Raw genomic sequence first — 14,609 nt, forward strand, 5'->3', positions numbered from 1 at the left:
TATGTTTAAACGTATTTTGATTGCTAATCGTGGTGAGATTGCAGTTCGAATTATTAGAGCCTGCATGGAGATGAATGTGGAGTCAGTTGCTGTTTACTCCACTGCTGATAAAGACTCACTTCATGTAAAGCTTGCTACTAAGAGTATTTGTATTGGTCCAGCCCGAGCAGCAGACAGTTACTTGAATATGGATGCTATTATAACTGCTGCTCAGGTTATGGAGTGCGATGCACTTCATCCTGGCTTTGGCTTCCTTTCGGAGAATTCTACATTCGTACGAAAGTGCAATGAAGCCGGAATCACATTCATCGGCCCAACAGCTGATGCAATGGATGCTCTTGGCAACAAAGCGGCAGCAAGAAAAATGATGATGAAAGCAGGAGTTCCTGTAGTTCCAGGATCGGATGGTCCAGTGGCGGACTACAGCAAACTAGAAAAAATAGCTAAGAAGATTGGCTATCCTGTTTTGATCAAGGCCAGTGCAGGTGGCGGCGGACGTGGAATGCGCCGTGTCTATAAACCAGAGGATTTGAAAAAGCTTTTCGATGAAGCGAAGGCAGAAACAATGGCTTGCTTCAATGATGATGAAATGTATCTGGAAAAGCTGATTGTAAATCCTAGACACATTGAATTCCAAATTTTAGCGGATGAGCACGGTAATGTGATTCATCTAGGGGAGCGCGACTGTTCAATTCAGCGAAAGAATCAGAAGTTGATTGAAGAAAGTCCATGTATGTATATAAACGAAGACTTACGAAAGTCTATGGGAAAGGCGGCAGTTGCTGCAGCAAAAGCAGCCAACTACACAAATGCTGGTACTGTAGAATTCGTCTTGGATGAAAAGAATCATTACTATTTCATCGAGATGAACACAAGAATTCAAGTGGAACATGGCGTTACCGAAGCCGTTACCGGAATTGACCTTATCAAACAACAGATTAGGATAGCTTTTCATGAGCCATTAAAAATCAGGCAGAAGGATGTAAACATCAAAGGCCATGCCATGGAGTGCAGAATAAATGCAGAAGATCCGGCAAAGAATTTTATGGCTAACACAGGCAAAATTACTTTTTTAAATGTGCCTGGAGGACCTGGAGTCAGAGTGGACACACTTTTGTACAACGGATATGAAACCAGTCCATTTTATGATTCCATGATGGCAAAGATAATTGTTCATGCACCTACGCGACTTGAAACAATCAGGCGTATGCGAAGAGCTCTTTTGGAGCTTGTTACAGAGGGAATCAAAACAAATGGAGATTTTGATTATCTTCTCTTGCATCACCCTGATTTTATAAAAGGAAATTACAATGTTAGCTTTATCGAGGAACATTTGGATGAAATCCTTTCCTGGGACAAAGCTGCATCAGAATATCCAGAGGATAATGAATGATAAGTGCTGTAGATCAAAGAAAAAACAAATTCAATAGATACAAAGATTTGCGTGAGAATCCAACAGAAATGTTGGAGCAAGCCATCAAACCTGTAAAGGAATATGGCGTGTGGGACAGGCTTAATGACATTGCAGATGAAGGTACTTTTGAAGAGTTCAAGTTCAGCTTTCCAGAGACAAATCCCCTTGAGTTTGAGGGATATGTTGAAAAGAAAGAGGAGCTTAGAACTGAAACAGATTTTCATGATGCAATCATCGCCGGCACATGTCAGATAGATGGTTACAAGACTGTGATTGCCATTATGAATAAGAAATTTATGATGGCATCTATGGGAATGGAACTTGGAGAAATAGTTTGTAGATCTGCTGAATATGCAATGAAAAACAAACTTCCACTGATAATATTCACAGCAAGTGGTGGAGCTAGAATGCAGGAAGGAATCCTAAGCCTTATGCAGATGGCTAAAACAAGTGCTGTTATCCAAAAGTTCAAAGAAGCTGGTGGATTATATATTACAGTTCTCACTCATCCAACTACCGGCGGTGTTAGCGCAAGCTTTGCTACTTTAGGAGATATTACTTTAGCTGAACCAGGTGCTCTTATCGGGTTTGCAGGGCCAAGAGTTATTGAACAGACAATTGGTCAGAAGCTACCTGAAGGCTTCCAAAGAGCAGAGTTTTTGGAAGAACACGGATTTGTGGATCAGATAGTTAAGCGGGAGGATATGAAAAACACTCTTGGAAAGCTGCTGAAGCTTCACAGTTAAGGAGGAATCAGATGAAGGCTATTGATAGAGTTCTAAACGCACGAGATAAAGACAGACCAAAGATTACAGATTATATCGATAATCTGTTTACGGATTTTTTTGAGCAAAAGGGAGATTTTTTAGGCAAGGAAGATGCCAGTATATATGGTGGAATAGCAATGTTCCATGGCAGACCGGTGACTGTGCTTGGTCACAGAAAGGGCCGCACAGCAGAGGAAAATATGACATGCAATTTTGGTATGCCAGGGCCTGAAGGCTACAGAAAAGCACTTCGATTGATGAAGCAGGCAGAAAAGTTCGGCAGGCCAATTATTACATTTGTGGATACCCCAGGAGCATATCCGGGACTTGAAGCAGAAATGTATGGACAGGCTCAGGCTATTGCAAACAACCTGGCCCAGATGAGTGATATTAAGGTTCCAATAATCACCATAGTAACAGGTGAGGGAAGCAGTGGTGGAGCCCTGGGAATAGCTGTAGCAAACAAAGTTTATATGTTGGAAAATGCAATTTATTCTGTCCTTTCACCAGAGGGCTTTGCATCCATTCTTTGGCACGATAGTGCAAAGAGAGATGAAGCAGCAGAAGTGATGAAGCTTACAGCAAAGGATCTTTTAGGATTTGGCGTAATAGATGGAATAATTTCTGAACGTGGCACTGGTTTTGAGCTTGTGTCGGAAACAGACAATGTTGATAAATACAGCAGATTATATGTAAGAATCGATAAACAGATATCTTCAGCATTGAAGGAACTTGAGAATAAAAGTGCAGAACAGTTGATTACTCACAGATATGAAAAGTTCAGATATTTCGATAAGGAGTATTTGGAGGAAACAACTTCAGAAAGAATGGAAAATGTGTAAATGACTGGAATAAGGATTTTAGGGACAGGAGCCTATGCTCCAAAGAAGCTAGTTAGCAACGATGATTTAGCAAAAATTGTTGAAACAAGTGATGAGTGGATAAAGCAAAGAACTGGTATGAGCGTAAGACATCATATCACTGGTGATGAAAATCATACATATCTTGCAGAGATGGCTGCTAAGGAAGCCATTGAGAATGCGGGAATCAATAAAGACGACATTGGCGTAGTTGTTGTTTGCACGGTATCAGCTGATTATTTTTCTCCTTCAGCTGCATGCCTGATACAAGGAAGACTTGGACTTTCAAATGACATTATCGCCATTGATATTGGGGCAGGATGTTCTGGATTTATTTTTGGAATGGAGACCATCAGAGCACTTATGATGGCTAGAAATGCCAAGTATGGTCTTTTGATTGGAGCGGAAGTTCTTTCTAAAAAGATGGACATGACAGACAGAAGCACCTGCGTATTATTCGGAGATGGTGCTGCAGCAGTTGTTGTTGAACTAGCAGATTCACTGTATTCGTCAGTGATTGGCGTGGACGGTGATGAGGAAATGATTAACATCAAGTCCCCAGATGGATACATTCACATGGATGGTCAGGGAACATACAAATTTGCAGTAGCAACAGTTCCAAAGGTGATAGAGCAGGCAGTTAAAAAAGCGAATTTAACCTACGATGAAATTGATTACTTTGTATTGCATCAGGCAAATCTTAGAATCATAGAGTCCATAGCTAAAAAGGTTAAACAGCCTATGGATAAATTCGTAGTAAACATAGAAAAATATGGCAACACATCGGCGGCAAGCGTTGGCTTAGCCTTGGATGAAGCTGTCAAAGGCGGAAAGATTAAAAAAGGAGACAAGGTACTGATGTGCGCCTTCGGCGCCGGCCGAACATGGGGCGCCGTGGTACTGCAGTGGTAAGCCGCTACGGACTGATATTAAATTATAGTTATTAGATGAGGTTGTAGCTAACAAGCTCTACTATTTCTCAAGCGAGACATTCCGTCGAGCGGAGAAATCAGTAGGCTTGTTGGCGTAACAACCGGGTTAGAGGTAGAAATGAAACTTAGAGATTTAACAGGTACAAAGTATTCAATTATTCAAGGCGGCATGGCAAACATTGCTACTGGTGAGTTTGCAGCTGCAGTTTCAAATGCAGGTGGATTAGGACTTGTAGCCAGCGGTGGTATGAATGCCGAAGCTTTGAGAGAACAAATAAGAATTTGCAAAAGCAAAACAGACAAGCCATTTGGTGTGAATCTGATGTTGATGAATCCAGATGTGGATAATATCGCTCAGATGCTTATCGAGGAAAAGGTCCAGTTCATTACAACTGGTGCAGGAAATCCTGGTAAGTACATGGCTGGTTGGAAAGCAATGGGAGCAAAGGTATTTCCTGTAGTGGCTTCAGTTGCTTTGGCAAAAATCATGGTAAGAGCAGGTGCAGATGCCATTATTGCGGAAGGCGGAGAATCAGGTGGTCATGTAGGTGATATGACAACAATGACTTTGCTTCCACAGGTAGTTGCAGCAGTGGATGTTCCAGTAATTGCAGCAGGTGGCATTGCATCAGGAGAGCAGATGGCAGCAGCTATGTTGCTTGGTGCATGTGGTGTACAGATTGGTACATGTCTTCTTGTTTCAGAGGAATGTCCAATCCATGACAACTACAAGCAGGCTCTTATTAAGGCAAAGGATAATGCCACAACAGTAACTGGACGTTCACAGGGCGCCCCAGTTCGTATCATCAAAAACGAAATGGCAAGAGAGTATTTAAAGCTTGAGGCTGAGGGTGCAGATCGAGAGCGCCTGGAGCAGATTACACTTGGTGGCCTTCGCAGAGCTGTAGTTGATGGAGATATGCTTCGTGGTTCAGTGATGGCAGGCCAGGTTTGCGGCCAACTCAAAGAAGTTCGTCCCGTAGCGGAGATTTTGGAGGAACTCAACCGAGGCGCCGTAGAATCTTTAAAAAATGCGGCTTCAATTGAATTATAACAACCAGATAAGGGGTACAAGAGTATGTTAGGTTTTGTTTATGCAGGTCAAGGTTCTCAAAGAGTGGGGATGGGCCAGGATTTTTATGATAAATATGATTGCTATAGGGAGACTATAGATAATGCAACAGAGGTTGTAAGCAAAGTAACTGACATGGATGTAGCGGAGGTCTCATTTAATGGGCCAATTGAGCAGCTTTCACAGACAGCTTATACTCAGCCTGCCATGGTTGCATTTGCAATTGGCGTGACAAAGCTTCTGAAAGAGGCAGGAATAGAGGCTGACTACACATGTGGTCTTAGCCTTGGAGAGTATTCTGCATTATATGAGGCTGGTGTTGTAGATGAAGCAACAATCATGGAGCTGATTGCAAAAAGAGGCAAGTACATGACAGAGGCTTCCCAGGGATTGAATGTCAAAATGGCTGCTGTCCTTGGAATGGATAGAGAGACTGTTTTAGAATGCTGCGAAAAAGCATGCAAAGCAACAGAAGGTGAGCGTGTAGTTCAGGCAGCAAACTTTAACTGCCCAGGTCAGATTGTAATTTCAGGACATTCCAGTGCTGTTGACATGGCTAGTGCATTTCTTAAGGAAGCGGGGGCAAAGCGAATTCTTCCTTTAAAGGTAAGTGGACCATTCCATACAAAGCTTATGAAGCCAGCAGGAGATAAGCTTGCTCAGGAATTTAAAGCAGTAGATTTTAAAGACGAGAAAACAAAGGTAGTTTTCAACTGTCTTGGAAGAGAAAAAAATCAGAATGAAGAGGTTGCTAATCTTCTAGAAAAGCAGGTGCAGTCATCAGTTTATCTGGAAGACTCAATTAGATATATGGCAGAAGCTGGTGTGGATACTTTTGTGGAAATTGGACCAGGAAAAGCCATCAGTAAGTTTATAACTAAGACTATTGATAACGCAAAAGTATATTCAATAGACACAGTTGATGATTTTGAAAACATTGTAAAGGAGCTTGGAGCATGAGTGTAGCATTAGTTACAGGTGGAAGCAGGGGAATAGGAAGAGTAATTGCTGAAAATTTGGCAAAGTCTGGTATTAATATTGCTATTTGCTATTCGGGAAATGAGAACGCAGCCCAGGAGACAATCGAATCCTGCAAAAAGCATGGCGTTCAGGCAATGTACATCAAGGCTGACGTAAGTAATGCTGATGATGTCTCAGAAATGTTTAATCAAATAAAAGAATTGATGGGACCTGTGGAAATCCTTGTAAACAATGCTGGAATCACAAGGGATGGCTTGCTCTTAAGAATGAGCGAGGCTGATTATGATGCAGTTTTAGATACAAATCTTAAAGGGACTTTCCTTTGCACAAAAGCAGCTATAAAAGACATGATGAAGGCTAGAAATGGTCGAATCATCAATATCACTTCTATTGTAGGCGTTCAGGGCAATGCTGGACAGGCAAACTATAGTGCAAGTAAAGCAGGTGTTATCGGATTTACGAAGTCGGTAGCAAGAGAATATGGTTCAAAGGGTATTACCGTAAATGCGGTAGCTCCAGGATTTATTCAGACTGCTATGACAGATCAGTTGCCAGATAATGTAAAGGAAGCTTATTTAAAACAGATTCCTTTAGCAAGATTTGGAACACCAGAGGATGTAGCAGATGTTGTAGATTTCTTGGCATCGGACAAAGCATCTTATATTACAGGACAGGTAATAGAAGTAACTGGAGGAATGTAAAACATGAAGCGTAGAGTAGTTATTACTGGAATGGGTACTGTAAACCCACTTGGCAATTCAGTGGAAGATACATGGAATGCGGTAAGAGAGGGAAAATGCGGTATTGGCCCTATCACACATTTTGATACATCAGAATTAAAAGTAAAACTTGCAGGTGAGGTAAAGAATTTTGATGCTGCAGAAATCCTTGGACCAAAGGAATCTAAGCGTATGGATGTATACACACAGTACGCTTGTGCTGCAGCCAAGGAAGCATTTGCTGATGCTGGAATCGATGTGGAAAAAGAAAATATGGACAGGTTTGGTTGCATCGTTTCATCAGGTATTGGCGGTCTTTCAACAATAGCTACAGAGCATTCCAAAGGCGAGGAAAAAGGCTACAGCAGAATTTCACCATATTTCATTCCTATGACAATTAGCAATATGGCAGCAGGACAGATTGCCATAATGTTTGGACTTAAGGGAATGTGTACATCAGTTGTTACTGCATGTGCCAGCTCAAATAATGCTATTGGTGATGCGTTCCACAGAATTCGTGATGGATACGAGGATGCTATGGTTTGTGGAGGAGCAGAAGGGGTTATTATGCCACTTGCCATTGGTGGCTTCCAGTCTATGAAAGCTCTTTGCACAAGCGAAAATCCTAATCGTGCTTCTATTCCATTTGATAAGGAGCGTCATGGATTTGTTATGGGCGAAGGTGCAGGTATTCTTGTGCTTGAGGAATTAGAGCATGCACAGGCACGTGGAGCAAAAATCTATGCTGAGGTAATCGGCTACGGCTCAAACTGCGATGCTTATCATATCACTGCACCAAATCCAGAAGGAGAGGGCGGTGCAAAATGTATGGCTCTTGCAGTTGCAGATGCAGGTATTGAAATGACTGATGTAGACTACATCAATGCTCACGGAACAAGCACAAGCCTAAATGATGCAGGGGAAACTCTTGCAATTAAAAAGGCTTTCGGAGACCACGCATACAAGCTTATGGTAAGCTCTACAAAGTCTATGACAGGACATTTGCTTGGTGCAGCAGGTGCAGTAGAAGGAATCATTACAGCCCTTGCTTTAAAGGATGGTTTTGTTCCAGCTACTATTAATTATCTTGAAAAGGATGAGGCTTGTGATTTGGATTACGTGCCAAATATCGGTAGAAAAGCAGATATAAATGTGGCATTATCAAATGCTCTTGGCTTTGGTGGCCACAATGCATCAATTGTGTTTAGGAGGTTTTAATGGAACTAAGTTGTTCAGAAATCCAGGAAATATTACCACATAGATATCCATTTTTGATGGTGGACAAAATCACAGAATGCGAACCCGGGGTATATGCCAAGGGAATCAAATGCGTATCTGCAAATGAGATGCATTTCATGGGGCATTTCCCAGGACATCCAGTTATGCCAGGAGTTCTTATAATAGAAGCATTGGCTCAGGTGGGCGCAGTGGCACTTTTAACAGAAGAGGAAAACAAAGGAAAGCTTGCTTTCTTTGGTGGAATTAAAAACGCAAGGTTTAAGCAACAAGTTGTTCCAGGTGATGTTTTACAATTGGAATGCAAGCTAACTTCTAGAAAAGGCCCTGTTGGATTTGGGGAAGCTGTTGCTTATGTGAATGAAAAAATTGCTGCTAAAGCAGAAATTTCCTTTGCTTTAGGGAATTAAATTGAGTATGATATTTCTAGAAGTTTAGATTAAAGAAAGATAGGAGCTAGAAATGTTAGAAGAAGCACTTACAGAGGTTTACACCAAGTTTAAAGTTCACTTTTACCAGGAGATGTTCAAAAAGCTTCGTGCAAGAGAAACATCACTTACAATCGTAGAACTTTTTTGCGTAGAGATTATATATGTACTTAGAAATCCAACTGTAAAAGAGTTCGCAGAATTTATTGGTATTTCTTCACCAAATGCTGCATATAAGATTGCTTGCTTAATTGATAAGGGGTACATTGAAAAGGTTCAGTCTGAAAAGGATAGAAGAGAATTCCATCTTCATGTTACAGATAAATACCTTGAGTATTTAAATCTTTCAGAGGGCTATGTTAAGACAGTAGCTGAAAGAGCAGAAGAGCGTTTCACAGAGGAGCGTATTGAAACATTAAATGATATCCTTAACGATATGTCAGATTTCCTTATGAAGGAAGTAGATATTCCAAAGTATCGTAAAAGTGAAGAAGAATAATATAAAATAATAGGTCCTTGGCGAGAGCCAAGGGCTTTTTTTATGCAAAAAAAATGTGCACAGTTGCTTGACTTTCATTTTGTATGATATGTAGAATCGTTTGATTGAGTTTGATTGCGAATTATCAAAAGTAATCATTTTTTAATTAATAAAGGGTGCATAAATATGTATTTTTGTGATTAGTTTACTGATTATTTTGTCAAAAAGCCCGTAAATTAGGGCTTTTGACGTATTTTACGAAAATGAATATTTTAATTTAAGTAAGTTTCACAAAATTGAAAAAGTGGTCCTTAAATCTATTGACCTTATTATGAAACAGCGTTAATGTGTTAACAGTGTTAAGTGATTAACACTTGAAAGCAATTGCGAGGTAATGTTAATGAAAAAAGTCAAAGAAGTCGCAGGCAACAATACAAGCGATTTAACAGAAATGAATCGATCTGCCATTGTGCGAATCCTTCAGCAAAGAGAGGTTTGTACTAGAGCAGAGATTGCAAAGATGATGGGCCTTACACAGGCATCTATCACAAAGCTTGTTGCCTACCTGATTGATATGGGTATCGTATCAGAGGTTGGTATTGTGAAGGGAAATGGAAATCGACGTTCCATTGGCCTTCGATTAAATGCCGAAAAGAATCTGGTAATCGGAGTAAAGTTTTCAAGACATGTATTTGCCATCGGAGTTTTTGATATCTCTGGAAAGCTTTACACACAAAGCGAGACAGAGTTTAGTCTGGATGAAAATACAGGTAAGGTTCTTACAGCTATGAAAGACCAGATAAGAAAGCTTCTTGATGAATATGAAAATGTAGTAGCCATTGGTCTTGCACTTCCAGGTCCTTATCTTAGAAAAGAAGGACGAATTGCAATGGTCACACGAATGCCAAGCTGGCACAACATCAACTTCATTGATGAGTTCAAAAATGAATTTGATAAGCCAGTATTCATCGAGCAGGATGCCAATGCGGGAGCGTTAGCAGAGTGGTGGTTCGGAGATCATGGAAGACCACTTAGTTCACTTACTTATTTCTTGGTTGGTGAAGGTGTTGGATCAGGAGTGGTTGATCACGACAGTCTTTTACTTGGATATCAGGGAATTGCCAGTGAGGTTGGTCATATCAGCATCGACTTTAACGGAAGCACTTGTGAGTGTGGAAATAAAGGATGCTTGGAGCTTTATTGCTCAACAATGGCACTTTTGAAAAAAGCTGAAAAGGAATTGCCTGAGCTGTTTAAAGAAAAATATGAAAACAGATCAGAGGCTGTTGCAAGAATAGTTGAAGCAGCAAGAAAAGGCAATGAAAAAGCTGTTAGGGTTTTACAGGAAATTGCAACATACATTGGATATGGATGCGTAACATTGATAAATGCATACGATCCAGAAATTATAGTTATTGGGGATAGCGTATCGCAAGGAGATGAATTTCTTCTACCAACAATCAAAAAGATTGTAGAGGAAAGAACAATTCCAGAAGTTAGTAGCAAAGTAAGAATAGAGATATCTAGATTAAAGGTAGATCCTACTCTTTACGGTGCAGCAGCAATTGCTACTGACAGGGTTTTAAGAAAACCAAGCGAGTATTTGGCTTCAAATTAGGCATCAAAATAGGGAGGTATTTGATATATGGAAAGCAATTCTTTTATCCTTCAAATGCAAGGGATTACAAAAGAATTTCCGGGTGTAAAAGCACTTGATGATGTAAACCTCTCAGTGAAAGAAGGCACAATTCATGCAATCTGCGGTGAGAATGGTGCTGGAAAATCTACACTGATGAAGGTTTTATCGGGGGTTTATCCTTATGGCACATATGATGGCGACATCGTTTATATGGGCCAGGTGATGAAATTCAAAAACATCAAGGAATCAGAGAGCGCTGGAATAGCAATTATTCACCAGGAGCTGACAATGATTCCAGAGTTGTCCATTACAGAAAACATCTTTATGGGAAATGAAATCATAAAGAAGGGAATGATTGATTGGGCAGAAGAAAAAAGAAGAACCTATGAGATTCTTAAAAAAGTAGGTCTTTCAATTAATCCAGATGTGTTAATCAAACACTTAGGTGTTGGTCAGCAGCAGCTTGTTGAAATTGCAAAAGCACTTTCAAAGAATGTAAAGCTTCTAATTTTGGATGAGCCAACATCAGCATTGAATGAGGCTGATTCAGAAAACTTACTTAACCTTATGATTGACCTTAAGAATAAGGGCATCACATGTATCATGATTTCTCACAAGTTGAACGAAATCGCTGCAGTATCAGATGCTGTTACAGTTATTCGAGATGGTCACACCGTAGAAAGCTACGACGTTGAAGCAGGTAAGGTTGATGAAGATAAAATCATCAAAGCCATGGTTGGTCGTTCGATTGAGAATAGATATCCAGAGCACGAACCAAATATTGGAGAAGTTATCTTCGAAGTAAAGGATTGGTGTGTTGAGGATCCAGATGTTGAAGGCAGAATGGTTTGCAAGAATGCAAGCTTCAATGTAAGAGCCGGTGAAATCGTTGGATTCGCAGGACTTATGGGTGCCGGTAGAACAGAGCTTATGCGCTCACTATTCGGTAGAAACTATGGAATATACAGAGGCGGTTCAATCAAAATCAAAGGCCGTGAGGTAAAGCTCACATCTGTTGAATCGGCAATAAAAAATGGACTTGCTTATGTTCCAGAGGATAGAAAGAATTTAGGATTAAATCTTTTGGATTCAATCAGAAAGACAGTTGTTGCAGCTGATTTGGACAAAATCACAAAGCATGGTCTTCTTGATATAAATGATGAAAAGAAAGCAGCAGAAGAGTATCGTAATTCTCTTAAAATCAAGACATCAAATGTAGATGCTGGAGTAACAACACTTTCAGGTGGTAATCAGCAAAAGGTTGTATTATCAAAGTGGATGTTTACAGAACCAGATATTTTGATTCTTGATGAACCTACAAGAGGTATTGATGTAGGTGCTAAATATGAAATTTACAAATTGATTCATCAGCTTGCAGATGATGGTAAGGCAGTAATCCTGGTGTCATCTGAATTGCCAGAGCTTCTTGGAATGGCAGATAGAATTTACACAATCTTCGAGGGAACTATAACAGGCGAACTTGAAAGTGCTGAAGCTAACCAGGAAGGCTTAATGAAGAGGATGACAATTACTTCAAACTAGTATATGGGAATTATGAAAGGATGGAATAAATTATGAAATACTTAAAACAGGTATTAGGCCAGGATTTGCGCCAATACACAATGGTTGTTGCGTTAGCTGCTTTGATTATTATTTTCAACATTATTTCTGGTGGAAGAATGCTTACATCTTCAAACTTCCAGAACTTGATTTCAGGTAATGCATACGTACTTATTTTAGCTCTCGGTATGTTGATGGTTATCGTTATTGGTCAGATTGATTTGTCAGTCGGTTCCGTAGCTGGTTTCGCAGGAATGGTTATGGCACTTGTTGCTAAGAACTATAACGTTCCTTGGTGGGCAGCAGTTCTTATCGCAATTGCGATAGGTATTTTAGCCGGTGCATGGCACGGTTTCTTCCTTGCACAGCTTGGTATTCCAGGATTCATCACAACTCTTGGTGGTATGATGATTTTCCGTGGTGGTGTTATTTGGATTTCTCATTCAATTTCAGTTCCTGCTCCTGAGCAGTTAAAGTGGTTCGGTGCTGGATACTTACCTGAATGGGGACCTGCATTTACAGGCATGAACAACTCAACACTTTTACTTGGAATTATTGGAATTGTTTGCTACGTAGTAGCTCAGCTTAGAAAGTATAAGCACTCAGGCGATGGCAATGGCACAAAAGATCCACTTTGGGCTGTAATCGTTAGAATCGCTCTTATGACATTACTTATTGGTTACTTTACATGGTTATTTGGTTCAGGACGTGTTGGTACATCATTCCCTGTTCCAGGACTTATCTTATTATTACTTACAATCGTTTATCACATCATTACACAGCGTACAAAGTTTGGTCGTCACGTATATGCGGTAGGTGGTAACAAGGCAGCAGCTGCCCTTTCAGGTGTAAATGTTAAAAAGACTTATTTCCTTACAATGGTAAACATGTCACTTTTAGCATCAATCGCAGGTATTCTTTTTGTAGGTCGTTCAACAGCAGCAGGTCCTGCTGATGGAACATCATGGGAAATGGATGCAATCGCATCAGTATTCATCGGTGGTGCTGCAGTATCAGGTGGTGTTGGTACAATTCTTGCAACAATCGTCGGTGGTCTTGTAATGGCAGTTCTTAACAACGGTCTTATGCTTATGGGTGTTGGTGCCGACAAGACACAGGTTATCAAGGGCTTCGTTCTTTTAGCTGCTGTAGCATTTGATGTTTACAACAAGAAGAGCGGCAAGAGCTCAATCATTGGCAGAGTATTTGGGGGAAATAAAAAAGCTGCCAACTAATTTAAGAAGGCTTGCCTGCAGTAATAAACTGCTGGGCCTTACATATTAAGTGCACAATATGTGATTATTTAAGGAGGATGGAAAATGAAAAAAAGAACATTATTGTCAATGGCAATGGTGGCAACTATGACAGTTGCAACATTCGCAGGCTGTGGGGGAAGTAGAGAGGGAACTACAGAAGAAGCAGCAACAACAGAAACAGAGGCAACAACAGAAGAGGCTTCAGCTGATACAGCTGCAACAGATATGCCTGGTTTCGAAGAGGGAGCAACAATTGGTATCTCACTTCCATGGCTTGGAACTCAGAACTGGAAAGAAGCTGAGGAGATGTTTACAACACAGCTTGAAGAAGCTGGTTACACTCCACTTGTACAGGCTGCAGATAACAAGGTTACTCAGCAGCAACAGCAGATTGAGTCTATGATTGAGAATGGTGCAAAGGTTATCGTTGTTGGTCCTGTAGATGGATCTCAGCTTGGTTCAGTACTTGAGCAGGCTAAGGAAGCTGGCGTATACGTAATCGGATACGATCGTCTTCTTGAGAACACAACAGGTGTTGATGGTGTAGTTCAGTTCGGTTCTGTAAAGACTGGTGAGCTTCAGGCTCAGGCTCTTTTACAGGGTCTTGAGGAACAGAAGGGTGAGGCTCCTTACAACATCGAGCTTTTCGGTGGTGGTCCTGCTGATCCTAACGCACCAAACTTCTTCAAGGGTGCTATGTCAGTACTTCAGCCAAAGATTGATGATGGAACACTTGTAGTTGTATCTGGTCAGACAGACTTTACACAGTGTGCAACAGTTGATTGGGACAATGCTAAGGCACAGTCAAGAATGGATTCACTTCTTTCAGGATTCTATTCAGACAAGGAAATCGATGGTGTTCTTTGCCCTAACGATGGTATTGCAAGAGCATGTATCACATCATGCGAGAACGCTGGTCAGGACATCCCAGTAGTATCTGGTCTTGATGCTGAGAACGAGTCAGTTGAGTGGGTATGGCAGGGACGTCAGTACTCTACAGTTGCTAAGCCAACAGAAGATCTTGTTGCTAAGACAATCGAAATCATCGATTCACTTCAGGCTGGTAACGGTATGCCTGCTACAGAAGTAACAGCAGACAACGGTGTAATCGAAGTTCCAGTATATGAGCTTCCACCAGTAGTAGTTACAAAGGACAACGAGAAGGAAGTATTCGCAAATGATCCTTCACGTTTAGAATTATTAAAGTAATTTCTTCTTCATATTCTTTTTTTGATAATATGTTTAAAGTATAATTAACTCAGAGATT

General features: G+C 40.7%; 14 protein-coding genes. All 14 read left to right on the forward strand.

Features of this window, described 5'->3' with window-relative positions; translation table 11 throughout:
• Nucleotide 1 precedes the first annotated feature (1 nt).
• The 14 genes from accC (at nucleotide 2) to T375_RS05070 (ending at nucleotide 14,551) form a co-directional block, all read left to right on the forward strand.
• Nucleotides 2-1,393: an acetyl-CoA carboxylase biotin carboxylase subunit gene (accC, locus tag T375_RS05005; RefSeq protein ID WP_044935747.1), complete on the forward strand. Its 1,392-nt coding sequence runs from the start codon at nucleotides 2-4 to the stop codon at nucleotides 1,391-1,393.
• The gene (locus T375_RS05010; protein WP_081821980.1) at nucleotides 1,390-2,160 is read left to right on the forward strand and encodes an acetyl-CoA carboxylase carboxyltransferase subunit beta; all 771 of its coding nucleotides are present in this window, start codon (nucleotides 1,390-1,392) and stop codon (nucleotides 2,158-2,160) included. The genes accC and T375_RS05010 overlap by 4 nt, the downstream gene beginning before the upstream one ends.
• A gap of 11 nt (nucleotides 2,161-2,171) precedes the next feature.
• Entirely contained in the window at nucleotides 2,172-3,023 is an 852-nt protein-coding gene (gene accA, locus T375_RS05015; RefSeq protein ID WP_044935750.1) for an acetyl-CoA carboxylase carboxyl transferase subunit alpha, read from the forward strand.
• On the forward strand, nucleotides 3,024-3,953 hold the full coding sequence (locus T375_RS05020; protein ID WP_044935754.1) for a beta-ketoacyl-ACP synthase III: 930 nt from the start codon (nucleotides 3,024-3,026) through the stop codon (nucleotides 3,951-3,953).
• Nucleotides 3,954-4,091: 138 nt separating this feature from the next.
• The gene (locus T375_RS05025; protein ID WP_044935756.1) at nucleotides 4,092-5,027 is read left to right on the forward strand and encodes a nitronate monooxygenase; all 936 of its coding nucleotides are present in this window, start codon (nucleotides 4,092-4,094) and stop codon (nucleotides 5,025-5,027) included.
• A gap of 24 nt (nucleotides 5,028-5,051) precedes the next feature.
• Entirely contained in the window at nucleotides 5,052-6,005 is a 954-nt protein-coding gene (fabD, locus tag T375_RS05030) for an ACP S-malonyltransferase (protein WP_044935759.1), read from the forward strand.
• The gene (gene fabG / locus T375_RS05035; protein ID WP_044935762.1) at nucleotides 6,002-6,727 is read left to right on the forward strand and encodes a 3-oxoacyl-[acyl-carrier-protein] reductase; all 726 of its coding nucleotides are present in this window, start codon (nucleotides 6,002-6,004) and stop codon (nucleotides 6,725-6,727) included. The genes fabD and fabG overlap by 4 nt, the downstream gene beginning before the upstream one ends.
• A 3-nt stretch (nucleotides 6,728-6,730) precedes the next feature.
• Nucleotides 6,731-7,963 carry a beta-ketoacyl-ACP synthase II gene (gene fabF / locus T375_RS05040; protein ID WP_044935765.1) on the forward strand — a complete coding sequence of 411 codons (1,233 nt, stop codon included), beginning with the start codon at nucleotides 6,731-6,733 and terminating at the stop codon, nucleotides 7,961-7,963.
• Nucleotides 7,963-8,391 carry a 3-hydroxyacyl-ACP dehydratase FabZ gene (fabZ, locus tag T375_RS05045; protein ID WP_044935768.1) on the forward strand — a complete coding sequence of 143 codons (429 nt, stop codon included), beginning with the start codon at nucleotides 7,963-7,965 and terminating at the stop codon, nucleotides 8,389-8,391. The genes fabF and fabZ overlap by 1 nt, the downstream gene beginning before the upstream one ends.
• Nucleotides 8,392-8,443: 52 nt before the next feature.
• Nucleotides 8,444-8,908 carry a MarR family winged helix-turn-helix transcriptional regulator gene (locus T375_RS05050; protein ID WP_044935771.1) on the forward strand — a complete coding sequence of 155 codons (465 nt, stop codon included), beginning with the start codon at nucleotides 8,444-8,446 and terminating at the stop codon, nucleotides 8,906-8,908.
• A gap of 379 nt (nucleotides 8,909-9,287) precedes the next feature.
• Nucleotides 9,288-10,505 (forward strand): ROK family transcriptional regulator, encoded by a 1,218-nt coding sequence (locus T375_RS05055; protein WP_044935774.1) that lies wholly within the window; start codon nucleotides 9,288-9,290, stop codon nucleotides 10,503-10,505.
• 27 nt (nucleotides 10,506-10,532) lie between these two features.
• Entirely contained in the window at nucleotides 10,533-12,068 is a 1,536-nt protein-coding gene (mmsA, locus tag T375_RS05060) for a multiple monosaccharide ABC transporter ATP-binding protein (protein ID WP_044935777.1), read from the forward strand.
• 32 nt (nucleotides 12,069-12,100) lie between these two features.
• The gene (locus T375_RS05065) at nucleotides 12,101-13,321 is read left to right on the forward strand and encodes a sugar ABC transporter permease (protein WP_044935780.1); all 1,221 of its coding nucleotides are present in this window, start codon (nucleotides 12,101-12,103) and stop codon (nucleotides 13,319-13,321) included.
• Between the two features lie 84 nt (nucleotides 13,322-13,405).
• Complete coding sequence (locus tag T375_RS05070; protein WP_044935784.1) at nucleotides 13,406-14,551, forward strand: substrate-binding domain-containing protein; 1,146 nt, start codon at nucleotides 13,406-13,408, stop codon at nucleotides 14,549-14,551.
• Nucleotides 14,552-14,609: the final 58 nt, after the last annotated feature.

Origin of the sequence: Pseudobutyrivibrio sp. LB2011 (assembly GCF_000701765.1) — a bacterium.
Lineage (GTDB): Bacteria > Bacillota > Clostridia > Lachnospirales > Lachnospiraceae > Pseudobutyrivibrio > Pseudobutyrivibrio ruminis.

Excerpts from the sequence above, each read along its gene's own strand:
- accC (WP_044935747.1), top strand. The coding sequence starts at position 2 with ATGTTTAAACGTATTTTGATTGCTAATCGTGGTGAGATTGCAGTTCGA.
- T375_RS05010 (WP_081821980.1), top strand. The coding sequence starts at position 1,390 with ATGATAAGTGCTGTAGATCAAAGAAAAAACAAATTCAATAGATACAAA.
- accA (WP_044935750.1), top strand. The coding sequence starts at position 2,172 with ATGAAGGCTATTGATAGAGTTCTAAACGCACGAGATAAAGACAGACCA.
- T375_RS05020 (WP_044935754.1), top strand. The coding sequence starts at position 3,024 with ATGACTGGAATAAGGATTTTAGGGACAGGAGCCTATGCTCCAAAGAAG.
- T375_RS05025 (WP_044935756.1), top strand. The coding sequence starts at position 4,092 with ATGAAACTTAGAGATTTAACAGGTACAAAGTATTCAATTATTCAAGGC.
- fabD (WP_044935759.1), top strand. The coding sequence starts at position 5,052 with ATGTTAGGTTTTGTTTATGCAGGTCAAGGTTCTCAAAGAGTGGGGATG.
- fabG (WP_044935762.1), top strand. The coding sequence starts at position 6,002 with ATGAGTGTAGCATTAGTTACAGGTGGAAGCAGGGGAATAGGAAGAGTA.
- fabF (WP_044935765.1), top strand. The coding sequence starts at position 6,731 with ATGAAGCGTAGAGTAGTTATTACTGGAATGGGTACTGTAAACCCACTT.
- fabZ (WP_044935768.1), top strand. The coding sequence starts at position 7,963 with ATGGAACTAAGTTGTTCAGAAATCCAGGAAATATTACCACATAGATAT.
- T375_RS05050 (WP_044935771.1), top strand. The coding sequence starts at position 8,444 with ATGTTAGAAGAAGCACTTACAGAGGTTTACACCAAGTTTAAAGTTCAC.
- T375_RS05055 (WP_044935774.1), top strand. The coding sequence starts at position 9,288 with ATGAAAAAAGTCAAAGAAGTCGCAGGCAACAATACAAGCGATTTAACA.
- mmsA (WP_044935777.1), top strand. The coding sequence starts at position 10,533 with ATGGAAAGCAATTCTTTTATCCTTCAAATGCAAGGGATTACAAAAGAA.
- T375_RS05065 (WP_044935780.1), top strand. The coding sequence starts at position 12,101 with ATGAAATACTTAAAACAGGTATTAGGCCAGGATTTGCGCCAATACACA.
- T375_RS05070 (WP_044935784.1), top strand. The coding sequence starts at position 13,406 with ATGAAAAAAAGAACATTATTGTCAATGGCAATGGTGGCAACTATGACA.